14 protein-coding genes are annotated in these 21,617 nt (G+C 71.8%); 10 read left to right on the forward strand and 4 right to left on the reverse strand.

Annotated elements, in window-relative coordinates:
* The first annotated feature begins 43 nt into the window (after positions 1-43).
* From OCJ37_RS06255 to OCJ37_RS06285, 7 genes are all read left to right on the forward strand, one after another.
* Positions 44-1,174: a PilT/PilU family type 4a pilus ATPase gene (locus tag OCJ37_RS06255; RefSeq protein ID WP_263112813.1), complete on the forward strand. Its 1,131-nt coding sequence runs from the start codon at positions 44-46 to the stop codon at positions 1,172-1,174.
* A 151-nt stretch (positions 1,175-1,325) separates the two neighbouring features.
* On the forward strand, positions 1,326-2,588 hold the full coding sequence (locus OCJ37_RS06260) for a WD40 repeat domain-containing protein (RefSeq protein WP_263112814.1): 1,263 nt from the start codon (positions 1,326-1,328) through the stop codon (positions 2,586-2,588).
* Complete coding sequence (locus OCJ37_RS06265; RefSeq protein WP_263112815.1) at positions 2,585-4,084, forward strand: GGDEF domain-containing protein; 1,500 nt, start codon at positions 2,585-2,587, stop codon at positions 4,082-4,084. The genes OCJ37_RS06260 and OCJ37_RS06265 overlap by 4 nt, the downstream gene beginning before the upstream one ends.
* 379 nt (positions 4,085-4,463) lie before the next feature.
* Positions 4,464-5,138, forward strand: a complete 675-nt coding sequence (locus tag OCJ37_RS06270; protein ID WP_263113605.1) for a YitT family protein — start codon at positions 4,464-4,466, stop codon at positions 5,136-5,138.
* A gap of 631 nt (positions 5,139-5,769) precedes the next feature.
* Entirely contained in the window at positions 5,770-7,065 is a 1,296-nt protein-coding gene (locus OCJ37_RS06275; RefSeq protein WP_263112816.1) for a hypothetical protein, read from the forward strand.
* Positions 7,066-7,100: 35 nt separating this feature from the next.
* Positions 7,101-9,209, forward strand: coding sequence for a LodA/GoxA family CTQ-dependent oxidase (locus tag OCJ37_RS06280; RefSeq protein ID WP_263112817.1), 2,109 nt, complete (start codon positions 7,101-7,103; stop codon positions 9,207-9,209).
* Between the two features lie 13 nt (positions 9,210-9,222).
* The gene (locus tag OCJ37_RS06285) at positions 9,223-10,338 is read left to right on the forward strand and encodes an NAD(P)/FAD-dependent oxidoreductase (RefSeq protein ID WP_263112818.1); all 1,116 of its coding nucleotides are present in this window, start codon (positions 9,223-9,225) and stop codon (positions 10,336-10,338) included.
* A gap of 91 nt (positions 10,339-10,429) precedes the next feature.
* Here OCJ37_RS06285 and OCJ37_RS06290 read toward each other — a convergent pair whose 3' ends face one another.
* From OCJ37_RS06290 to OCJ37_RS06300, 3 genes are all read right to left on the reverse strand, one after another.
* On the reverse strand, positions 10,430-11,332 hold the full coding sequence (locus OCJ37_RS06290) for a DUF72 domain-containing protein (RefSeq protein WP_263112819.1): 903 nt from the start codon (positions 11,330-11,332) through the stop codon (positions 10,430-10,432).
* Between the two features lie 131 nt (positions 11,333-11,463).
* On the reverse strand, positions 11,464-12,003 hold the full coding sequence (locus OCJ37_RS06295) for a DNA-3-methyladenine glycosylase I (protein ID WP_263112820.1): 540 nt from the start codon (positions 12,001-12,003) through the stop codon (positions 11,464-11,466).
* A gap of 15 nt (positions 12,004-12,018) precedes the next feature.
* Positions 12,019-13,812 (reverse strand): DUF4153 domain-containing protein, encoded by a 1,794-nt coding sequence (locus tag OCJ37_RS06300; protein WP_263112821.1) that lies wholly within the window; start codon positions 13,810-13,812, stop codon positions 12,019-12,021.
* A 106-nt stretch (positions 13,813-13,918) separates the two neighbouring features.
* On the opposite strand from OCJ37_RS06300, the gene OCJ37_RS06305 reads away from it, so the two are divergent.
* The 3 genes from OCJ37_RS06305 to OCJ37_RS06315 are packed head-to-tail and all read left to right on the forward strand — an operon-like array spanning position 13,919 to position 15,943.
* Complete coding sequence (locus OCJ37_RS06305) at positions 13,919-14,485, forward strand: YqgE/AlgH family protein (protein ID WP_263112822.1); 567 nt, start codon at positions 13,919-13,921, stop codon at positions 14,483-14,485.
* On the forward strand, positions 14,478-14,975 hold the full coding sequence (gene ruvX / locus OCJ37_RS06310; protein WP_263112823.1) for a Holliday junction resolvase RuvX: 498 nt from the start codon (positions 14,478-14,480) through the stop codon (positions 14,973-14,975). Before OCJ37_RS06305 ends, ruvX begins: the two co-directional genes overlap by 8 nt.
* Positions 14,976-14,995: 20 nt before the next feature.
* On the forward strand, positions 14,996-15,943 hold the full coding sequence (locus OCJ37_RS06315) for an aspartate carbamoyltransferase catalytic subunit (RefSeq protein WP_263112824.1): 948 nt from the start codon (positions 14,996-14,998) through the stop codon (positions 15,941-15,943).
* Between the two features lie 336 nt (positions 15,944-16,279).
* Here the strand turns inward: OCJ37_RS06315 and OCJ37_RS06320 are convergent, their stop codons facing one another.
* The gene (locus OCJ37_RS06320; RefSeq protein ID WP_263112825.1) at positions 16,280-21,586 is read right to left on the reverse strand and encodes an ESPR-type extended signal peptide-containing protein; all 5,307 of its coding nucleotides are present in this window, start codon (positions 21,584-21,586) and stop codon (positions 16,280-16,282) included.
* Positions 21,587-21,617 lie beyond the last annotated feature (31 nt).

Consider the following 21,617-nt stretch of genomic DNA (forward strand, 5'->3'; position numbering starts at 1 on the left):
TCCCGAATCTCCATCCCGAATCCCTGCTCCGAAGGAGCCCGCCATGAGCACCATCGACTTCACCTCGTTCCTGAAACTGATGGCGCACCAGAAGGCGTCGGACCTGTTCATCACCTCGGGGATGCCGCCGGCGATCAAGGTGCACGGCAAGATCACCCCGATCACGCAGACGCCGCTGACCTCGCAGCAGAGCCGCGACCTGGTGCTGAACGTGATGACCCCGGCGCAGCGCGAGGAGTTCGAGAAGACCCACGAGTGCAACTTCGCCATCGGCGTGGCCGGGGTGGGGCGCTTCCGCGTCAGCTGCTTCTACCAGCGCAACCAGGTCGGCATGGTGCTGCGCCGGATCGAGACGCGCATCCCCACCGTCGACGAACTGAACCTGCCGCCGGTGATCAAGACCCTGGCGATGACCAAGCGCGGCATCATCATCTTCGTCGGCGCCACCGGCACCGGCAAGTCGACCTCGCTGGCGGCGATGATCGGCTACCGCAACCAGAATTCCACCGGCCACATCATCACCATCGAGGACCCGATCGAATTCGTGCACAAGCACGAGGGCTGCATCATCACCCAGCGCGAGGTCGGCATCGATACCGACAGCTGGGAGAACGCGCTGAAGAACACCCTGCGCCAGGCGCCGGACGTGATCATGATCGGCGAGGTGCGCACCCGCGAGGGCATGGACCACGCGATCTCCTTCGCCGAGACCGGCCACCTGGTGCTGTGCACGCTGCACGCCAACAACGCCAACCAGGCGATGGACCGCATCATCAACTTCTTCCCCGAGGACCGCCGCGGCCAGCTGCTGATGGACCTGTCGCTGAACCTGCGCGGCGTGGTCGCGCAGCAGCTGATCCCCACGCCCGACGGCAAGGGCCGCCGCGTGGCGATGGAGATCATGCTCGGCACGCCGCTGGTGCAGGACTACATCCGCGAGGGCGAGATCCACAAGCTCAAGGACGTGATGAAGGAATCCACCAACCTGGGCATGAAGACCTTCGACCAGAGCCTGTTCGAGCTGTACCAGGCCGGCGAGATCAGCTACGAGGACGCGCTGCGCCACGCCGACTCGCAGAACGAGGTGCGCCTGCGCATCAAGCTGGCCCAGGGCGGCGACGCCAAGACCCTGGCCCAGGGCATGGACGGGGTGGAGATCGCGGAGGTGCGCTGAGCCGGCCCGGGCAGCGATCGCAGGGCGCAGGGCAAGATGAGGGGAATCAACGCGGCACCGGTTGTCTCCCGTCCGTCCACCGGTGCCGTGTTTCCAGGCAAACGCTCGCCGGAGTCCGTCGAGGACTCTTCAACCGAAGAGGGAAGTCCGCGTGAACGACGTGCCTGAGGTGCTCTGGTCGACGCAGCCGCATGCCGGCTATTACATCAATTCGGTGGCGGTGTCCGGCGATGGCGACGTCGTCGCCGCCGGCACCTTCTTCCACGACTACGGCGGCGCGTCGCAGATCGCCGGGCTGGACGCCGTACCCGTCGAACAGCGCAAGATCTTCGAACGCGTGGCGCCTGCCGCCACGCGCAGCGACGTGCGCGGCAACCAGGACGGGCGCTTCGGCACCTACGTCTGGGATCGCGCCGGCAAGCCGCTGCTGGCGGAGGAATTCGACGGTTGGCAGGGCGTGTACTGGGTCGATGTCGCGGCGGACGGCGGCACCGTGGCGAGCTGCGGCTGGAAGAGCCAGGATCCGTATGCGGGCTTCATCGGTGCCTGGGCGATCCCGGGCGGCGAGGCGCTGCTGTCGTTCGCGCTTCCCGGCCGCGGCAACATGGTCGCGCTGGATGGCCGCGGGCTGACCCTGCTGGCCGGTGCCGAGCAAGGCTATCTGTTCTGCCGCGACGGCGGCGCGGCCTTCGCCGCGCCTGTGTGCATCGCGCTGAGCGCCGCGGGCGACACCGTCGTCGCCACGGCCATCGCCGCCGACGGCGCCACCGGGCTGATGGCCAGCTATCACGGCGAGATCATCCTGTTCTCGATCGCGTCCGGACAACCGGCGGCCCTGGCGCGCTGGCAGCTGCCCAATGGCGCCTACACCCATGCCGCGGCGCTGTCCGGCGATGGGCGCAGGGCCTATGCCGGCGCCAGCGACGGCACGCTGTACGCCTTCGACGTGGCCGCGTTCCAGGGCACGCCCGCGCCGGCCTGGAGCGCGGCGGTCCCCGGTGGCGCGCAGACCATCTACGGGCTGGCCTGCGATGGCGCCGGAGACAAGGTCGCCATCGCCGGCAACCTCGCGCAGGGCGGCATCGTCGCCGTGTTCGCCGATGCCGGGAGCCAGGCGCAGCTGCAGTGGACGTCGCCCAGCCAGCACTCGCCCAACTGCCTGGCGTTCGACCCCGGCGGGCGCTGGTTGGGGCTGGCCGACGGCCACCCCGACGGCACGCCTGGCGGGTTCACCCTGTGGGATGCGCGCGACGGCACCGAGCAATGGAACTGGGCCGCGGGCAACATGAGCTGGCCGATCCGCCTGTGCGGCGACGCGTCGGTGGTGGTGGGCGGCAGCGACGACAGCACGGTCACCGCGTTCGTCGGCCCCGGTGCCGCTCGCGTCCGCGACCGGCAGGAGGCGGATGGATGACAGGCTGGGACGCCGAGGCGCCGTTCCGCACGCCCGCTGCGGCGCCGCGCCGTCCCGGCGCGTTGCTGGTGCTGTCGGCGGTGCTGGTGGCGGCGTGGCTGGCGGGCTTCGAGTTGGCGCGGGTCCTGGGATATCAGGCGCATGCGAGCCTGTGGTTCCCGCCGGTGGCGGTGACGCTGGCCGCCTTCATGGTGCTGGGCTGGCGCGCCGCACCGGCGATCGCCATCGCCTGCGTGCTGGCCACGCTGCTCAGCTTCTATCGCACGGGCGACCACACGGCCGTCCCCGATCGGGCGGTCCTGGGCTACGCGCTGCTGTTCACCGCGCAACAGTTCTGCATCTGGGGCGGCCTGGCCTGGCTGCTGCGCCGGGTCGGCCGGGGCATGTCCTCGACCAGCCTGCCGCGCGCGGTCACCTACTTCATCCTGGGCGGCGGCGTGGCGTCGCTGCTGTCCGCCTGCCTGGGCGGCGCGGGGCTGGTGGTCACCGGCGCCATCGACCTGCCGACCATGTTCGCCCAGTCGATCCCATGGGCGATCGGCGACTACGCCGGTCTGCTGGCGCTCGGGCCGTTGGCGATCCTCGCGGTGCTGCGTCTGGCCGAGTCCCTGCGGATCGCGCCGCGGCCCGGCATCCCGCGCTTGTCGGGGATGATCGCGCCGAGCGGAAGCACCTCGGGCTATCTGGTCAAGCTCGCGCTGCTGCTCGGCGTCACCCTGGTGGTGCTGTGGCTCGCGGCCGCGTTGCCGCGGCAGCCGGCGGTGGTCTTCGCGTTGTTCGTGGTGGTGGTGATCCAGTTGTGGATCGTGCATACCCACGGGATGCTGCAGGCGCTGGCGGCGATCGCCGCCTTCAGCCTGCTGATCGCCCTGGCCACGCCGCTGCTGCGGCTCCAGGCGCAGGCGCTGGCGCTGCAGTTCGCCATGATCAGCCTGGCGGCGAACAGCTACTTCGGCCTGGCCGTCCCCGGGCTCTACGCCGACAACACGCGGCTGCGCCGCGCGCTGGTGCGCGATCCCGTGACCGGGGCGCTGTCGCGGACCGGCTTCCTGGAGCAGGTCCTCAACGATCTGCAACTGGCCGCGCACGGCCCCCGTCCGTTGGCGGTGATCGTCGCCGACATGGACAACCTCAAGGCGATCAACGACCAGTTCGGACACGCCGCCGGCGATGCCGCCCTGCGCGCCTTCGTCAGGCGCTGCCGGAGCTGCCTGCGGCCGGGCCAGTTGCTGGGGCGCCGGGGAGGCGACGAGTTCGCGCTGTACCTGCCGCTGACCACGCCGGAGCGCGCGCGCGGGCTGATCGATGCGCTGCGCGCGACGCTTGCCAAGCCCGGCGAGGACGACGGGTTCGCGACCGCGCTGTCGGCCAGTTTCGGCCTGGCCCTGTGCAACCGGCGGGATCTGGACGCGGAGGCGCTGGAGGAGCTGCTCGAACGCGCCGACGCGGCGATGTACGCGGACAAGCGGCAGCACCGCGCCGTGGCCGTTCGCTGATCGAGGTCGACACGCCGCGCCCGGCCCGGCTCAAGCAGGCGCGCAGCCCGCCGCGCACCGCGGCGGAGCGGTTCAGCGCCTGGACCTGGGGGGGCTGGAGGTCGCCGGGCCGGTGGCGCTGCCGGGGCTGATCGCGATGGCGAGGGCGGTCACCGTCGCACTTCCCATCGAGGTCGACCTGCCGAACTGATCGGCCGGCGCTGCGCGGCTGGGTTCCGGGGCGGTGGTCTGCGCCGTTGCGGGGCGCGGGCACGGGATCGAGAGAAAACATCGAAGTTTCATATGCAACTCCCCCGAGGCTGGTGTCTAATACCGCCCCCCACGCCGTGTCCTTCCCGTGAGCCTCCCCGATTCCGATCTGCGTCCGGACCTGGACCCGTTGCCCGACGACGGCACCGTCGTCACCGCCGGGCCGCTGACGCCGCCGGCGGATTCGGCCGGCACCGCGCAGGACGCGCAGGCGCTGCGCCACAGTGTGGCCGAGGACGTGCAGGGCATGCTGCTGGCGACGCTGGTGGCTTCGCTGGGCCTGGCGGTGTTCGCCAAGGGCGGGCTGATGATCGGCGGCATGGCCGGGGTGGCGTTCCTGCTGCACTACGCGTTGGACTGGAATTTCGGGCTGATGTTCGTGCTGGTGAACCTGCCGTTCTACTGGTTGTCGGTGCGGCGCATGGGCTGGGAATTCACCCTGAAGACCTTCGTCGCGGTCGCCGCCTGCGGCGTGCTGACCGACCTGCTGCCGCGCTGGGCGCAGTACTCGGCGATGACGCCGCTGTATTCGGCGCTGGTTGGCGGCGCGCTGGTCGGGCTGGCGATCCTGTTCTTCATCCGCCACCGCGCCAGCCTCGGCGGGGTCGGCATCCTGGCGGTCTACCTGCAGCGCAGCCGCGGCTGGAGCGCGGGCAAGGTGCAGATGGGTTTCGACGGGGCGCTGATGCTGATCGCGTTCTTCGTGCTGGCGCCGCAGCAGGTGCTGTATTCGGCGATCGGCGCGGTGGTGCTGAGCCTGGTGCTGATGTTCAACCACCGCTCCGGGCGCTACATGGGCGTGTGAGCCATGGGCCGACGCGCCTGCGGCGCGTGCGGCGATGCGGATCGGCCCGGGTCGCGCGACGCGGGCCGATGCCGCGGTGCGACGTGGCGCGTAGCGCGCCGATCCTCCGCGCGTCTGGACGGGTGCGCGATCGGCCTCGTTTCATGATGCGCATCCACGCGTGGCGGCCGCGCGACGCCGCGGCGCGCGGCGTCCCATGCGCAGGCATCGGCGCGGGTGGCAACTGTCTACGGGATCTCCCGCGTGTCTACGAAATGGCCTTGTCGGCACGATCGCCGGCGGCGCATGCTGGCTGCGCAGGCGAAGCAAAAACGCGCGATGACGTGACGCGATCCACGGGAGTCATCGTGCCTGCGATGGGGGAACCACTCTAGATTTCCAGCGCTTGCCGTTCCGGTACGCGGCGCTGCCGCGCGGCTGCGCGAGGCGACGGAGCGTGGCGTTTTCAGCTGTCTTTCGAGCACCGAGGGAGAATGCGATGAAGCGTGCGATAGGGTTCGCGGCGGTTGCCTGCATCCTGGTCATGGCGTGTTCGGCCGTGAACCGTTCTCCCCCGGGTCCCGGGCACGGATCTGCGTCTGTGGTGCACCCGCCGACGGCGGCGGGTGCGGGTGCGACCGCGACCGCGACCGTGCCGAGCGCCTGCCTGCCGCCGACGAATCCGGGCTGGTTCCCGCATGCGCAGACGCCGCCGCCGCATTCGGCGGGCGGGCAGTTCAGCAGCAACTGCGACTTCCACATCTGGTCGTGGAACGCGTTTCTGTGGCTGACCCAGGACGTGGGCGGGCAGCCGCGCTTCCTGGCCATGCCCACCGACGGCATCGGCGCTGTCGCCGACGGCGTGCTGGACCCGTTGATCGGCCGCTCGCCGCAGGCGCGCACCGTGGAGCTGATCGATCAGGCAGGGCCGGACGGCGTGCTGGTGGATCGCAATGGACGCGCGGTCTACTACTCGATCCACTCCAACGACGTCTTCGGCCAGTTCATCGCCGGCAACGGCCTGCAGGACCCCAAGACGCTGCGCGCATTCAATCCCGACACGCCCTTTCCCGTGGGCAGCATGACCCTGAAGGCGGCGTGGAAGGTGGTGCAGCCGGGCGAGGACGTCTCGACGTTCTACACCCGCCAGGCGCAGATCGCGAAGCTGGGCACGCGCAAGGGCAAGATCGTCGCCACAGCCGACACCGAAACCCAGACCGTGGCGCTGGTCGGCTTCCATATCGGCGGCACGGTCGACGGCCATCCGGAAATGATCTGGGCGACCTTCGAACACCAGAGCAATGCGCCGGACCTGCCGCAGCCGATGGAGAAGATGCAGCCGAACGACGTCGTCTCCAGCAGGGACTGGACGTTCTATCAGGCCGGCACGCCGCTGAAGCAGTGCAACCTCAACGCGGCCGGTTCCGGTGCGTTGACCTTGAATGTACAGGCGCAGACGCTGAGCCCGGCCACCCAGGTGTGCCGCATGGTGCCCTACGGCGGAGAAAAGCCGTGCCCGAGCGGGCAGGACTGCAACATCGACAACATCAAGTCGATGAACGCGTCGGTGCAGAGCCAGTTGAACGATGTCTGGAAGAACTACTTCGAGGTCGGCGCGATCTGGTTCAACCAGCCGGACGCACTGCAGCCCAACTGCACCTTCCAGCCCGGCTCGTCGCTGGAGTGCGTGCCGCCGGACAAATCGCCGCTGCTCACCGGCTCGATGCGGCTGTCCAATTCCACCATCGAGACCTTCACCCAGGTGCAGAGCGCGCAGGACAACTGCTTCGCCTGCCACAACACCACCCAGGTGATTTCGCCCGATCCGCGCGCGCAGTCGTTGCCGGGGCTGAACGTCAATCTCAGCCATGTGGTGATCAACGACTACTTCCAGGCGCAGCTGCCGCAGAAGGCGGCGCCGGCGCCGCGGCCGGCCTCGCAGCGCTGATGCGCGCCACTCATCCGGATCAGGAGCAGATCACCATGTCCAGCAACGTGTTTCGAGTGCATCCGGCGATCGGCATCGGCCGCGTCGGCGATAGCCAGGCGTTCTACCTGGCGCCGGTGACCGCGGCCGGCACGCGCGGCGCCGACGGCCTGATGGGCGGGTTGCCGGTACAGCCCGGTACCGAGTCCACGCCGATCACCGCCGACCAGTTCCGCGATGCCGACGGCAACGTCAAGCGCCAGGCCGCGCGTTTCCACATCTATGCCTATCCCAGCGGCAGTTCCGGCACGTATCCCAACGGCGGCGGCACGCGCGTGGACGTGGGCAGCACGGTCGACGGCAAGACGGTCAAGGACATCGTCTGGACCGTGCACGTGGCCAACAAGAAGCTCAACAACTATTCGACGGTGAGCCAGGGCGGGCAGTTTCGCGGCATCGCGGCGTATGAGTCGCCGGGCCTGTTGCAACTGCGCAATGCGGACTACACCGGCTCGGGCGACCCCAACGACCCGGTCCGCCTGCAGCAGTTGGTCATCGACCCCGGTCCGCGCGCGATCAGCGTCGCCGCCGGCAGTGCGGCGCCGGTCGGTTTCGATATGCAAACCACCGCCAGCTATGCCGATGCCGCCGGCACGATCCAGCAGGCGCCGGACTATCCGGTCAGCTTCCCGTCCATGTTCCACTCGCTGCACGAGCCGCTGGGCGCGCTCGACTCGCTGGGCGACATGCGCGTGGAAGCCAACGGCGCGTTGATCGTGGCCGGCGGTTTTGCGCGGACCTCGGCGGTCGTGCAGGCCGACGGGAGCTATCCGCCGCTGACGGACGCGACCGAGAACGGCCTGTGGTACGACGATGCCGCCGACGGTCCGGTCAACGCGGTGCTGATCTTCAGCGACGGCTCCAGCGCCAGCGTGCAGGGCGCTTGGTACGTCACCGGCGATCCGGGCTATGCACCGCAGACCCGCAACGTGATCTCCACCTGGGACGACGTCTACGACGTGTGGGTGCGCGAACTGGGGCTGGTGCCGTCGCTGTACGCCAGCGGCGCCTTCGTCGGCACCTACCAGCCGTCCTTCAGCGACGACATCCAGCCGATCTTCCACGCGGCCATGCTGCAGCGCTGGAACACCAACCTGCCGTCGGGCGCGATCAGGGGCCACGACATGATCGGGCAGATCCAGCCGACCGACGACCCGAGCGCCAAGATCCCCAACCTGAAGACCTTGATCCGCGATCCGGCGTCCGCGGCCGACACCCAGACCGGCTCGCCGATGATGCCGCTCTCGCTGGGCGATGCGCAGAAGAGCTTCCTCAGCGTCAGCGCGACCCAGTACTTCCTGCTGAACCAGTGGCACGGGAAGAACTACGTGCAAGGCGGCGCACCGACGCTGGGGCCCGGCGAGCTGCTGGACCGGGTCACGCTGCAGAACTGCCTGGGCGGCCGCTACAGCCCGGGCATCGAGGTGTCGTTCCCGATCCGCGACGCCAACCTCTACGTGGCGCAATGGCAGCAACAGGAGTGCGGGCCGTTCCGCATCAACCAGGCGCCGCTGGACTACGGCACCGCGCAGAAGGGCAAGCCGTTCCTGAGTTTCGGCTACGTGCCGCTGCAGTCGCACCCGGTGGAGCCGGGCGACCTGTCCAAGTTCATGTCGGTGCCCTGGCATACCGACTACAACTCCTGCGCCACCCATCTGCCCGATCCCAACCCGGGCGCCGGCAGCACCAATCCGAACATCACCGCCAACAACACCCTGTTCTGGTCGTGGCCGGCGGAGCGGCCATTCGCGGTCTATCCGGTGGCGTTGTGCCAGGTCGATCCGGAAGACGGGACATGGTATCCGGGCCCGCAGGTGTACTCCGTGCGCGGCACCGGCACCGACAGCGACTATCCGGCGCAGGTCGGGCGCTTCCAGGACTACGCGGATTTCGTCGCCAACTGGGCCAAGGTGGGCTTCGTCGTCAGCGGTGCGCAGATCGCGCCGCCGGCGGGACAGCCGCCGTATCCGCCGGACATGTTCCTGGAAGTCGCGAGCCGATTCGACGTGGGCCAGGAGTTCGTCGCGCCCTGGCCGATGGCCAACATTCCGGCCTATCCGCCGCCGTCGGCAGCGGCGCGCTCCGACGCCGATGGGCTGGGCTGAGCCCATCGGCGCGATGGCCGCGAACGAGCGCCACGCCGTGGCGATCGTCGGCGGCGGCGCGGCCGGATGCGCCACCGCGCTGGCGCTGGCCGCGCGCGGCGTCGAGGATGTCGTCGTGGTCGACAGGGGCCGCGCCGCGGGCTGGCGGCTGGGCGAGGCGCTGGCGCCGACGGCCAGCGCGGCGCTGCAGCGCCTGGGCGTGTGGGACGCGTTCCTGGCGCAGCGGCCGCTGGCGTCGGCCGGCAGTTGCGCCAGTTGGGGCACGCCGGAACTGGGCTACAACGACTTCATCGTCGCCGGCCAGGGCAAGGGCTGGCACGTGGATCGCGCCGCCTTCGACGCGATGCTGGCGGCGGCGGTGGCGGCGCAGGGCGGCACGCTGCTGCGCGGACTGCGCCTGGGGACGATCGGCCGCGACACGGACGCCGGCCATGTGCTGGAACTGCAGGGCGAGGATGGCGGCGTGCGGCGCCTGCGCGCCGGCTTCCTGGTCGATGCCAGCGGCATCGCCGCCGCGGCGGTCCGGCGGCTGGGGGTCGCGCGCAACGAAGTGGATTGCCTGGCGTTCGTCGCCGGCGCCTTCGCGCTGGAGCGCGCGGACGCGATTCCATCGCAGGCCTTGCTGGAGGCCTGCCGCGAGGGCTGGTGGTACGCGGCGAAGCTGCCGAATGGACGCATGATGCTGGCCCTGGCGCTGGAGCCGCGGCGGCAGCGTCATTTTCTGGACGCGGCCGCGTGGCTGGCGGCGGCGCGGCAGACGCGGCACGTCGCGCGCTGGCTGGCGCAGGGCGGCGCGATCTTGCCCGATGCCGGCGGCCTGATCGCGGCACTGGGGCCGTCGGCGATCCTCAGCCGCGTGGCCGGAGAGGATTGGCTGGCGGTGGGCGACGCGGCCAGCGCCTACGATCCGCTGACCGCCCACGGCATCGTCAAGGCCCTGCAGGATGGCGAGGCGGCGGCGCATGCCCTGGCGGCGCACTTACGGGGCGACGGTCCCGCGCCGCTGGCGGCTTACCAGGATGGGGTATTCGCGCGTTTCCGCGCGTATCTGCGCGAGCGCGGGGCGTTGTACGCACGCGAACGGCGCTGGGCGCACGCGCCGTTCTGGCAGGCGCGGCTGGCGGCGTGATCCGGCCGCAACGCGGCGCCGGCCATGCGCTGCAGCGCGAGGAGCGCGGTGTGCGCGGCCAGGGACGGGCCGTGGCGCGCCCGTGCCGGCCTCAGTCGTCGCCGTCCTCGCGCGCCGGGCATGGCGTCGCGATGCCGAGGCGCTGCGCCAGGCGCCGCGCGTCGAACGGCGCGTGCACCTTCATGTCGTTGTCGAAATAGCAGTACACGTCGCGGCGCGCGCGACGCGCGGCCGCCGGGCCGGCGCGTTGCGCGTCGGCCGGCTCGCCGCCGCGGTGCCAGGCGTCGATGCGCGCGGCCCAGGTATCCAACGCCTGGTCGCTGTAGCCGCTGGCGTACAGCTGCGCGTCGCCGTGCAGGCGCAGGTACAGGAAATCGGCGGTCACGTCCTCCAGGTACGGCCATTTGCCGGCGGTGTCGGCCTGCACCACGGCCACGCGGTGCTTGCGCAGCAACGCCATCGCCTCGGGCGTGGCGAAGCTGGGATGGCGCACTTCCAGCGCATGGCGCAGGCGCCGGTTGCGGTCGATGCTCAGCAGGCTGCGCGTGCGCATGCGCGCGGCGTCGCGCTTTTCGGCCAGCGCCAGCGCGGCCTCGCTGGTGCGCGGCAGCAACGACAGGAACTCGTCCAGCAGCGCATGGTCGAAGGCCAGCGACGGCGGCAGCTGCCACAGCAGCGGCCCCAGCTTCGGTCCCAGGCCGAGCAGGCCGGAGGCGAAGAAGTTGGCTAGCGGCTGCTCGCAGTCGCGCAGCCGTTTGAGGTGGGTGACGAAGCGCGGCCCCTTGACCGCGAACACGAAGTCGCGCGGCGTGGCGTCGTGCCAGGCGGTGTAGCTCTTCGGCGTCTGCAGCGAGTAGAACGAGCCGTTGAGCTCGACTGAGCGGAAGCAGCGCGCGGCGTACTCGAGCTCGCGGCGCTGCACCAGGTCGGACGGGTAGAACACGCCGCGCCAACGTGGATAGCGCCATCCGGAAATGCCGATACGCAGGGCCATGCGCCGACCATGCCGGCCGCGGCGTTCAAGCGCCGTGCATGCCGTGGCAAGGCGGCGTCGAACCGCGCGCGCCTGGGCTGCCGAATGCGCCTACGGGCGGCGTGCGCCTGCGCGATGCGCCGCGCGTTCGCTCACGCGCCGCGCATCCATGCCGGATCGAGCCGGGCGATGCGCGCGAACGCGGGGCAGTCCTCGCGGTGCGCGCCGCGCAGGTAGCCCAGGCTCATCAGGAATTCGCCGGTGATCTCGCCGCCGGTGAAACGGAAGGTGCGCTTGAACAGCTTGATCCAGTCGGCCTTGTCGCGCGGATGGTGCGCGTCCAGCCACGCGGCGAAGCCGCCATGCGATGCGCGCAGGCCCTGGATCACCTGGGCATTGTGGATCGCGGCCTGCACCTTGAGCCGGTTGCGGACGATGCCCGGATCGGCGAGCAGGCGCAGCACGTCGGCCTCGCCGAACGCGGCGACGGTGTCCACGTCGAACCCGGCGTAGGCGGCGCGGAAGCCGGCGCGCTTCTTCAGCATCAGCTCCCAGCTCAGCCCGGCCTGGTTGATCTCCAGCACCAGGCGCTCGAACAGATCGGCTTCGGCGCGCTGCGGCACGCCGTATTCGTCGTCGTGGTAGGGGCCGTGCAAGGGGTGGCCGGGGGCGATGTCGCAATACGTGGTCATGGCGTGCCGGCTCCGTCAGTCGTCCTGGTCTTTGTGTTCGGGGGAAATCTCGGCGCGCTGCGCCTCCGGCAGTTTCAGGTCCGGCCAGCGCCGCGGCGCCAATTCCAGCTTGCCGGCCTGCAACGCGTCCAGCAGCGCATCCTGGCGCTTCGCGTCGCGCGCGAAGAAATGCACGCGCGCCGCATCCTGCCAGCGGTCCTGGCTGCGCGCGTGGATGCGGCACTCCATGCCGTAGGTCTCGTTCTCGTTGCACAGCAGCGTGTCCTCGCTGCCGTCGCCGTCCAGGTCGCGCAGCAGCAGCGCGCAGCGGCTGTCGCGCTGCCGGCAGTCGCCATCGTGCAACTGCCCGGCGAGCAGCGCCTGCCACCAGTCGCTGCCGGGATCGGCGCTGCCGGCCGCCAGCGGGATGTGCTGGCGCAGCTGTACCGGGTCGGCGATGCGCTCGCGCGCTTCGCCGCGCTCGTCGCCCCAGCGTTGCGTGCGTTGCAGGATGCGCTGCAGGCGGTCGCCTTGCGCCGGATCGTCGGCGAAGGCCGGCGCCTCGCGCAGCGACTGCACCGCCCGGTAGCCGCGGCGGCCGCTGTCGAAGCGCAGGTAGTACAGGTCCAGCGCCGCGGCGCTGCTGCGGCCGTCGGCCAGGCGCTGCAACTGGTTGCCGACCACGATGCGGTGCGGGTCCAGCAGCGGCGAGGCGGTGGCCAGCGCCAGCGCGATCACCGCCCACGACATGACCCGGTTGACCGGCGCCAACGGCCGCAGCCAATGCCCGCCCGGGCGCAGCACCGCCCACGCATAGCCGAACGCGTAGCCGCAGGCGACGATCGCCACCAGCGTGCCGTTGAAGCGGTCCGCGCTCCAGCCGTACTGGTCGATGCGCAGCCACAGCGCGTACAGCGCCAGCAGCGCGTACAGCGGCAGGCTCAGCAGGCCGGCGTCGATCAGGCGCTGCAGCCAGTGCGGATACGGCGGCGTGGCCGCGCCGTCCTGGTACACGGCATTGACGAACAGCACCAGCGCCGCCACCAGCGCGATCAGGATCTTGGCCGCGGCGCGGGTCTCCCACAGCGGCTGCAACCCGGTGAACGGCAGGCTCAGCGCGAACAGCACCGCCACGAACGCCAGCAGCGGCAGCAGCCCGGTGCAGATCGCGAACAGGATCTGCCGCATCACCTGCACCGCGCGCTGCTGGGTGCGGCCGATCAGCAGGCCCAGGCCGAACATGATGCCGGTGGCGAGGTAGATGAAGGCGGTCTCGTGGAACAGCTCGCGGAAGAAGGTCAGCTTCACCAGCGCGAACAACGCGCCCCACAGGCTCAGCACCAGCCAGCAGATGCCGACGAACAGCCCGGCCAGGGCCAGGGTCAGCGCGTTCTGCCAGGCATGCTCGAACAGGTCGCGGTACGGCACCCGCCAGCTGCCGTGCTGCAGCCGGCCCTGCAGCCACGGCAGCAGCACGAACATGCCCAGCGCGATCGCCACCCCGAACGGGGCCAGCACTTCCGAACTGCGCAGCCCCGGCGCGCCGGTGGCGCTCCACGCCGCCCAGGCCGACAGCCCCGTCACCAGCAGCGCCAGCGCGATCACGTGCTGCCACAGGCGCAGATCGTTCAGGTGCCGCACCGACAGCAGGGTCAGGGTCGGCACGGTCAGCACCAGGGTGTACCAGCACACCCGCCCGCCCAGTGCCGCGAACGGCCACAGCCCGGTCTCGGCGCCGCGCTGGGCCAGGTACATCAGTGCGCCCTGCAGCAGGGCCACCAGGACGATGAAGGCGCGGGTCCGGCGCGGCAGGTCGGGGACGGTTTCCATGCGGGACGGCTTCCTTGGCGGCGCGGCGGCGCGCGATCGCGGCGATTATGGCAGCCCATTCCGGCCCGGCGCAGCGCCGGCGCGGGAGGGGCGATAGAATGGGGCCATGTCCGCTTTGCCTACCCCCCTGGCCAACCAACTGCTGATCGCGCTGCCGGCGCTGTCCGATCCCAACTTCGCGCGCGGCGTGGCCCTGATCTGCCAGCACGACGAGAACGGCGCGATGGGCGTGCTGGTCAACCGCGCCTCCGAGTACACGCTGGGCGAGGTGCTGGCGCAGATGGGCATCGACACCATCGACGAGAGCCTGCGCGAGCAGGTGGTGCTCAGCGGCGGCCCGGTGCATCCGGAGCGCGGCTTCGTGATCCACGACGGCGAGCGCGCCTGGGATTCCAGCCTGGCCTTCGGCGATGGCCTGTTCCTGACCACCTCGCGCGACGTGCTCGAGGCGATGGCCCGCGGCGACGGTCCGCGCAACGCGGTGGTCGCGCTGGGCTGCGCCGGCTGGGGTGCCGGCCAGCTCGAGTACGAGCTGGGCGAGAACAGCTGGCTGACCGCGCCGGCCGATGCCGAACTGCTGTTCGAATTGCCGTTGGAGCGGCGCTGGCAGACCGCCGCCGGCCGCATCGGCGTGGACCTGTTCCGCCTCACCGACTACAGCGGGCATGCCTGAGCCCGGCGCGCCCGCCGCGGACGGCGCCGCCGCCGGCAGCATCCGCCGCGACGGCACCGTGCTCGGCTTCGACGTCGGCAACCGCCGCATCGGCGTGGCCGTCGGCAGCAGCTTCGGCAGCGGCGCGCGCGCCCTGGCCGTGGTCGACGTGCACGCGCACGGCCCGGACTGGCCGGCGCTGGACCGCCTGCATGCCGAGTGGCGCCCGCACGGCCTGGTGGTCGGCGATCCGCTGACCCTCGACGGCGCCGACCAACCCAACCGCAAGCGCGCACACGCCTTCGCCCGCGAACTCGGCGCGCGCTACAAGTTGCCGGTGGTGCTGGTCGACGAGCGCTCCAGTTCGGTGGAGGCCGCCAAGCGCTTCGCCGTGGACCGCGCCGAAGGCCGCAAGCGCCGCCGCGACGCCGCCGCGCTGGACGCGGTCGCCGCCGCGGTGATCATCGAGCGCTGGCTGGCCGCGCCCGACGACGCCACGCCCATTTCCTGATTCCCTGCCTCGGACCCGCCATGACTGACCCGCAACTCGATTCGAACGGGCGCCTGCGCCACCTGCTGACCCTGGAAGGCCTGCCGCGCGCGACCCTGCTGCAACTGCTGGACCGCGCCGGGCAGATCCGCGACGCGGCGGTGGGCCGGGTCGGCAAGCGCAATGTGCTGGCCGGCACCGCGGTGTGCACGCTGTTCTTCGAGCCGTCCACGCGCACCCGCAGCTCGTTCCAGCTGGCCGCGCAGCGGCTCGGCGCGGACGTGCTGAACTTCGACGCCTCGACCTCGTCCACGCGCAAGGGCGAGACCGCGCGCGACACGCTGAAGAACCTGGAGGCGATGGGCGTGCGCGGCTTCGTCGTGCGCCATCCCGAGGACGGCGCGGTCGAGCGCCTGGCCGAGGCGGCGGGCGAGGGCACCGCGCTGATCAACGCCGGCGACGGCCGCAGCGCGCATCCGACCCAGGGCCTGCTCGACATGCTGACCCTGCGCCATGCCAAGGGCGGCGATTTCTCCAAGCTCAAGCTGGTCATCGTCGGCGACGTCAAGCATTCGCGCGTGGCGCGCTCGGACCTGCACGCGCTGCGCACGCTCGGCGCCGGCGAGGTGCGCGTGTGCGGCCCGCGGGCGCTGCTGCCCGACGACGGCACCCTGGACGGCTGCGTGGTCGGCGACGACTTCGACGCCATGCTCGAGGGCGTGGACGCGGTGATGATGCTGCGCCTGCAGCGCGAGCGCATGGAGGAAGGCCTGGTTTCCTCGCTGGAGGGCTACCACGCGCAGTACGGTCTCACCGCCGAACGCCTGCGCCGCGCCGCGCCCGGCGCGGTGGTGCTGCATCCGGGCCCGATCAACCGCGGCGTGGAGATCACCGACGAGGTCGCCGACGGCGCACAGTCGTGCATCCTGCGCCAGGTCGCCAACGGCGTGGCGGTGCGCATGGCGGTGCTGGAGACGTTGCTCGGCTGAGTGCCGCCGGCGCGCAGCGAAGGGCGTGCCGGCATCCTCGCTGTCCGCAAATGGGGCGGCTGGACTGGCTGTTGCCGGCAGCCGTTCGCCGCACGTGGTCGCGCGGCTGCGCGCGATAGGCCCATCCATGGCGAAGGTGCACGCGGTGTTCGCTGCGACCGGCAAGCGGCCCCGTTCGCGCGCGTGACGGTTTCCGCGCGCGGCGTCGGTGGCAGCGCGCTGCCCGCCGCAGGCCGCGGGGCGGAGCGTCGCTGCGCGGCACCGCCGGCATGCGGCGCAACGCGTGCCGGCAGCGCGGTACGCCATCGCTCTTGCCGGGCAGTCGCCCGGCCTGCCTTACCAGGTCGCGCTCAAACCCAGCGCCAGCGCGTTGTCGTGCAGTCCGCTGGCGTGCAGCGCGCGATAATCCAGGGACGCCTCCCATGCATCGCCGACCTGCGCGGCCAGGCGCAGGCTGCCGGTCGCCTGGTTGCGGCCGGTGTCGGCGCCGCCGAGCGCGAACCGGGTGCCGTCCTGGGACGTGGCCAGCACCTCGGGCGACGGATCGCGCATGTCGTGGCGATAGTCCAGGTCCAGCGAGGCGACGTAGCGTACGCGACCGCTTCCGAAAGCGCGGTCGGCGGACACGCCGAGATACGGTTGCAGCGCCACATGGCTGTCGCGTGCGACGCGCAGGGCGAACGCCGGCGCGAGCGGATCGGCACTGGCCACGGTCTCGTCGAACGCGTCCAGGCGCTGGTGCTGGTAGAACACGCCGATGCGCGGGCTGAACGCGCCGCGCTCGGTCGGCAACGGCCAGCGCAGTTGCACTGCCGCCGACAGGGTGCGCCCATCCGGACGCGCCACCGCCTCGCCCAGCCCGGTCGCACGGCGCAGCCGGTAGCGGTCCTGCGCCGCGTCGGCGGAAGCTGAGAGCATCAGCGCGCCCAGCGGCGCGGCGGCGTAGAGGCCCGCGTGCGCGCGGTGCGTGCGGCCATGGCCATGGCTCGGATCGTCGCTGTCGAGCCGCTCGCTGCCGGCGGCGATGCCGATGCGCACCGTGTCCCACGTGCGGCCGGCGCCGGCCTGCACGCTGCGGCTGTCCGAATGCAGGCCATCGCCGCCGTCCAGCGCCAGCGCCGCGCCGCCGATCCGCACCCAGGCATCGCCCCGGCAGGCCAGTTCGCGCGGCCGGGCCGCGGCGGCGACGTCGCAGCCATCGCCGGCGGCGTCGAGCATGGTCCCCAGCGCGCGCCGCGAGGCGATGCCGCCGGCGCGCATCACGTTCGCGAACAGGCTGCCGTCCAGCGGCGCCACCCTGGTCGGTCCCGTGGGCGGAGAGGTCGGCGGCACGGTGGGAGGAACGGTGGGTGGGACCGTCGGCGGCGAGGTGGCCGCCGCCAGGACCAGGCCGACGCCGTCGGCGGCGTATTCCACGCGCGAGGTGAGGGTGCCGGGCAGGTTGCCGTTGCTCTCGACCCGGTCGAAGCTGCCGCTGACGCTGCCGGCCTGCAGCAGGCTGAAACGGCTGCTGGCATAGGTGCCCGGCGCGTACAGCACGCTGAGCGTGCCGGCCAGGTTGGCCTGCCCGAGTACCACCAGTTGCGAGGCGGCCGTCGGGGTCACGTCGATGCGCAGCACGCCGTCGGCCTGCTGCGTGTAGTCGCCTTCGATCGTCAGCACGCCGATCGACGCGCCCGGCCACACCAGGCCGCGGCTGACGACGCTGCCGCCGATCGTGCCGTGGCCGCGCAGCGCGCCGGCGCCGGCGATGGCGACGTCGCCGGCCAGGCGCGCGCTGGCGTGCAGCGCGTCGCCGATCTCCAGCATGCCTTGCTGCACCTGGGTGGGACCGCCGAAGGTGTTCGCGCCGTTGAGGATCAGGGTGCCGTCGCCGGTCTTGGCGAAGCCGCCCGTGCCCGAGAGCGTGCCGTCCAGCGTCACCGCATTGCCGTTGGTGTCGAGGCTGCCGCCGCCGCTGCCGAGCACGATCGCGCGCGCCGCGTCGAAGGCCGCGATCGCGCGCAGCGTGCCGCCGTCCAGGGTCAGCACGCCGCTGCCGTCGCCCAGGCTGGCATCGCTGGCGATCGACAGCGTGCCCTGGCGCACGGTCCATGCCGTCAGCGCCTGGGTGGTGCCGGTCAGGGTCCAGTCGCTGGCGCCGGTCTTGTCGAACCCGGCGAAGCCCTGGAACTGTGCCGTGCCGCCGGCCGCGCCGATCTGGCCGACGTCGAAGCGGTTGCCGCCGCTGGCGCTGGCATCGCCGCCCAGGGAAAGCGTATCCCCGTTCTGGCTGCCGCTGCGGCTGACCACCAGGCCGTCGAACGTGGCGCCGGCTTCCACGCGCACGGTGTTGCCGCCGCCGTCGAGGTCGAGCGCATGGCCCTGGGTGCCGTTGCCGTCGATGCCGCTGCCGCCGGCGCCGCCGGCGATGCGTCCGGCGTTGACGATGAGGCTGTTGCCGGTCGCGACCACGCCATGGCCGCCGCTGCCACCGCTGCCATCGAGCGTCGCGGCGCCGCCGCTGCCGCCGACGATGGCGCCGGTGTTGCGCAGCGTCGCCTGGACCAGGGTCGCGCCGGCGCCGCCGCGGCCGCCCGCGCCGCCGGCCACGGCATTGGCGGCGCCGCCGTCGCCACCGATCAGCTCGCCGCTGTTGGCCAGATCGCCGCCGCCCAGCAGCGCGGCATCGCCGCCGGCCGCACCGGCCGCCGCGCTCGCGCCGCCGTCGCTTCCGCCGGCGCCGCCGAGGATGCGCCCGGCATTGGCGGTAGACGATTGCGTCAGCTGCAACGCGACGCCACCGGCCGCGGCGCCGCCGGTGCCGTTGCCGCCCACGATCAGGCCGCCGAGCGCGTTGTGCACGCTGATCGCAGTGCCGGCGAGCGCGCGGCCGACGTTGGAAGCGCCGCTGGCGGCGATGGTGCCCGCATTCTCGATGGTCACGCCGTTGACGGCATGGATCGCGTCGCGGCTCAGGAAAGCCAGGTTGGCGCTGCCGCCGTCGTCGCCGCGGATGACGGCACCGGCGCGGTTGTCGATCAGTACGTTGCCGCTGGCCTGCACGCCGATGCCGCCGATGTCGCCGCTGCCCGGCGCGCCGCCGTAGCCGCCTTCGATCAGGCCGCCGCCGAGGTTGGTCAACACCGAGCGGGTGCTGCCGCTGTTGCCAATGTCCACGCCGGTGCCGCCTTGGCCGCCGCCGCCGTTGATGCCGCCGCGCCCGCCGCGGATGGTGCCGCTGTTGCTGATGACGGCCGCCGTGCCTGCCTGCAGGCCGATGCCGCCGATCCCGTAGTTCTGCACGCCGCTGGCGTAGCCGCCATGCCCGCCGACGATGCTGCCGGCGTTGTCGATCGTGGCCACGCCGCTGCCGTTGGTCACGCGCACCGCTGTGCCGCCGACGCCGGTCGTGCCCAGCGTGCTGTAGCCGCCGGTGAGCGTTCCCTGCGCGGTCACCTGCAGGGCGCCGGCGCCTTGCACGCTCGCCGCGGTACCGCCGAGGGCGCCGTTGGTGTCCAGGCCGGCGATGGCGCCGTCGACGGTGAACGCGCCCGCACCGGTCTGCCAGTTCACTCCGGTCGAGGTGCCGGTGTAGCGGAGCGCACCGCTTCCGTCCAGCGCGAGCGTGCTGCCGTTGCCGCTCACGGCGCTGCCGACGACGGCAGCGAATGCGCCGTTGCGGAGCATCGCTGTCCCCTGCACCGACAGGCCGTGCTCCAGGTTCACGTCGGCCGCCGCGAACGCCAGTGCGGCGCCGTTCTGCAGCGTGACGGTGGACGCCGCGGCGCCCAGGTTGGCGTCGGCGGCGATCGCGAGCGTGCCCTGTTCGACCGTCCACGGCGTGGTGGCCGCGGTGGTGCCGGACAGGGTCCACATGCCGCTGCCGGACTTGGCGAATTGCTGGAACGCCACGTAGCGCACGGCGCCGTCGTAGCTGCCGGCCGCGGCCACGATGCGCGAGACGTCGAACGTGCCGTCGTCGGCGCCGCCCAGCGCCAGCGTCGCGCCGGTGCCGGCGTTCACCACGTTGCCGACGAAGCTGTAGCCCGCTTGCAGGGTCACCCGGTTGTTGCTGCCATACAGTTCCACCGCATTGGCCTGCGCGCCGGATCCGCCGTTGGCCCGGCCGCCGGCGATGCTGCCGGCATTGACCAGCGTGGCGGCGCCGTCGCTGCGCACCCCGACCCCGCCGGCCCCGCCGGCGCCGGCACTGCCCGGAGTGAAACCCGGGGAATCGGTCGTGCCGCCGTTGCCGCCGATGCCGCCATTGCCGCCGACGATGCTGCCCGTGTTCACCAGCGACGCTGCGGTGCTGCTGTTGCCGAACAGGCGCGCGCCCGCGCCGCCGATGCCACCCGTACCGCCGGTGCCGCCGTTGCCGTAATAGCCCTGGACGCCGGTGCCGCCGTAGCCGCCGCGTCCGCCACGCAACGTGCCTGCATTGCTCAATTGGCTCTGGCTGACCAAGGCCCCAGTGCCGCCGTAGCCGCCGGTGCCGCCGCCGTCGATGGGCGGCTGCATGTATCCCATCCTCCCGCCGTCGCCGCCCGTGCCGCCTCGGCCGCCGCTGATGGTGCCGACGTTGCTCGCCGTGGCCCGCAGCATGTTCATCCCCGACCCGCCGCTGCCGCCGATGCCGCCGGCGCCGGCGATGGCGTAGCCGCCGGAATTGGCGGTGTAGCTGCCGCCAACGCCACCATTGCCGCCGTTGCCGCCAGCGATGCTGCCGAGGTTGCCCAGGTCGCCGTCCTGGAGCAGCAGCCCGCCGCCGCCGCTGGCGCCGGCGCCGCCGCCGGTGGCGTAATGACCAGGGCCGCCGTCACCACCGGCGCCGCCAGCGCCGCCGAACCCACCGCGCAACGACGTACCGGCGCCCACGCTCAAGGACGTGTTGGTGGACCCGAACACTGCGTAGCTGCCGCCACTGGCGTTGCCGCCGGTCTGGCCCGGCGCCGTTGCATCGGCGCCACCTGCGCCGTCGATGCCAAACAAGGCCATCGCCCCGCTGCCGTTGCCCAGCGCGAGCGTGCCGGCCGTCGCCACGATGCTTTGCGTGAACTGGCTGCCGTTGCCGCTGAAGGTGACCGTATGGGCGCTGGACCCGACGACGCGCAACTGCTGGGTCGCACTGACGATGCCCAGGATCACCAGGTCGTTGCTGGTGCGCAGTTCGATCCCCTGGTGCACCGGCAGGAGGGCGCCCGCGGCGATTTCGGTGACGCCCGGATCGACGATGATTCTGGGCGAGCTGTTGTCCTGATTGGCCTGCTGCAAGGCGTCGTACAGGCTGCCCGGTCCGCTGGCGTTGCCGTTGGTCACGGTATAGGTCGCCGCGTCCGCGTTCGGGCAGGCCAGGGCGGCCAGGCACAGCGGCGGCAGGCACAAGGCGCGCAGGATGCCGCGGCTCAAGGGCGCGTGCCGAAGCGCGCGTGCGGCGCGCGACGCGCCCGCGGCCTGCGGCGCGGCAACCAGTTCCGAAGCGACCTGGTACGCACACAGCGCCCGGTTCCATACCAAGCGATAGATACGGTTCACGTGTTCCCTCTCCCCGATGGTGCCATCCGACTCCCCAGCCGGTATGGGCGCTGCGCGCGCGGTGCATGCCGGACGGCCGACCACTGCGCGGATCATAAATAGCGCCGGGCGCGTGCGCCAGTGCATGGGCGCGCCGCGGCAAGCGCGGAAGCGCACG

The sequence above is a fragment of the Xanthomonas sp. AM6 genome (genome assembly GCF_025665335.1).
Classification (GTDB): Bacteria; Pseudomonadota; Gammaproteobacteria; order Xanthomonadales; family Xanthomonadaceae; genus Xanthomonas_A.

Excerpts from the sequence above, each read along its gene's own strand:
- OCJ37_RS06255 (WP_263112813.1), top strand. The coding sequence starts at position 44 with ATGAGCACCATCGACTTCACCTCGTTCCTGAAACTGATGGCGCACCAG.
- OCJ37_RS06265 (WP_263112815.1), top strand. The coding sequence starts at position 2,585 with ATGACAGGCTGGGACGCCGAGGCGCCGTTCCGCACGCCCGCTGCGGCG.
- OCJ37_RS06280 (WP_263112817.1), top strand. The coding sequence starts at position 7,101 with ATGTCCAGCAACGTGTTTCGAGTGCATCCGGCGATCGGCATCGGCCGC.
- OCJ37_RS06285 (WP_263112818.1), top strand. The coding sequence starts at position 9,223 with ATGGCCGCGAACGAGCGCCACGCCGTGGCGATCGTCGGCGGCGGCGCG.
- OCJ37_RS06290 (WP_263112819.1), bottom strand. The coding sequence starts at position 11,332 with ATGGCCCTGCGTATCGGCATTTCCGGATGGCGCTATCCACGTTGGCGC.
- OCJ37_RS06295 (WP_263112820.1), bottom strand. The coding sequence starts at position 12,003 with ATGACCACGTATTGCGACATCGCCCCCGGCCACCCCTTGCACGGCCCC.
- OCJ37_RS06300 (WP_263112821.1), bottom strand. The coding sequence starts at position 13,812 with ATGGAAACCGTCCCCGACCTGCCGCGCCGGACCCGCGCCTTCATCGTC.
- OCJ37_RS06305 (WP_263112822.1), top strand. The coding sequence starts at position 13,919 with ATGTCCGCTTTGCCTACCCCCCTGGCCAACCAACTGCTGATCGCGCTG.
- ruvX (WP_263112823.1), top strand. The coding sequence starts at position 14,478 with ATGCCTGAGCCCGGCGCGCCCGCCGCGGACGGCGCCGCCGCCGGCAGC.
- OCJ37_RS06315 (WP_263112824.1), top strand. The coding sequence starts at position 14,996 with ATGACTGACCCGCAACTCGATTCGAACGGGCGCCTGCGCCACCTGCTG.
- OCJ37_RS06320 (WP_263112825.1), bottom strand. The coding sequence starts at position 21,586 with ATGCACTGGCGCACGCGCCCGGCGCTATTTATGATCCGCGCAGTGGTC.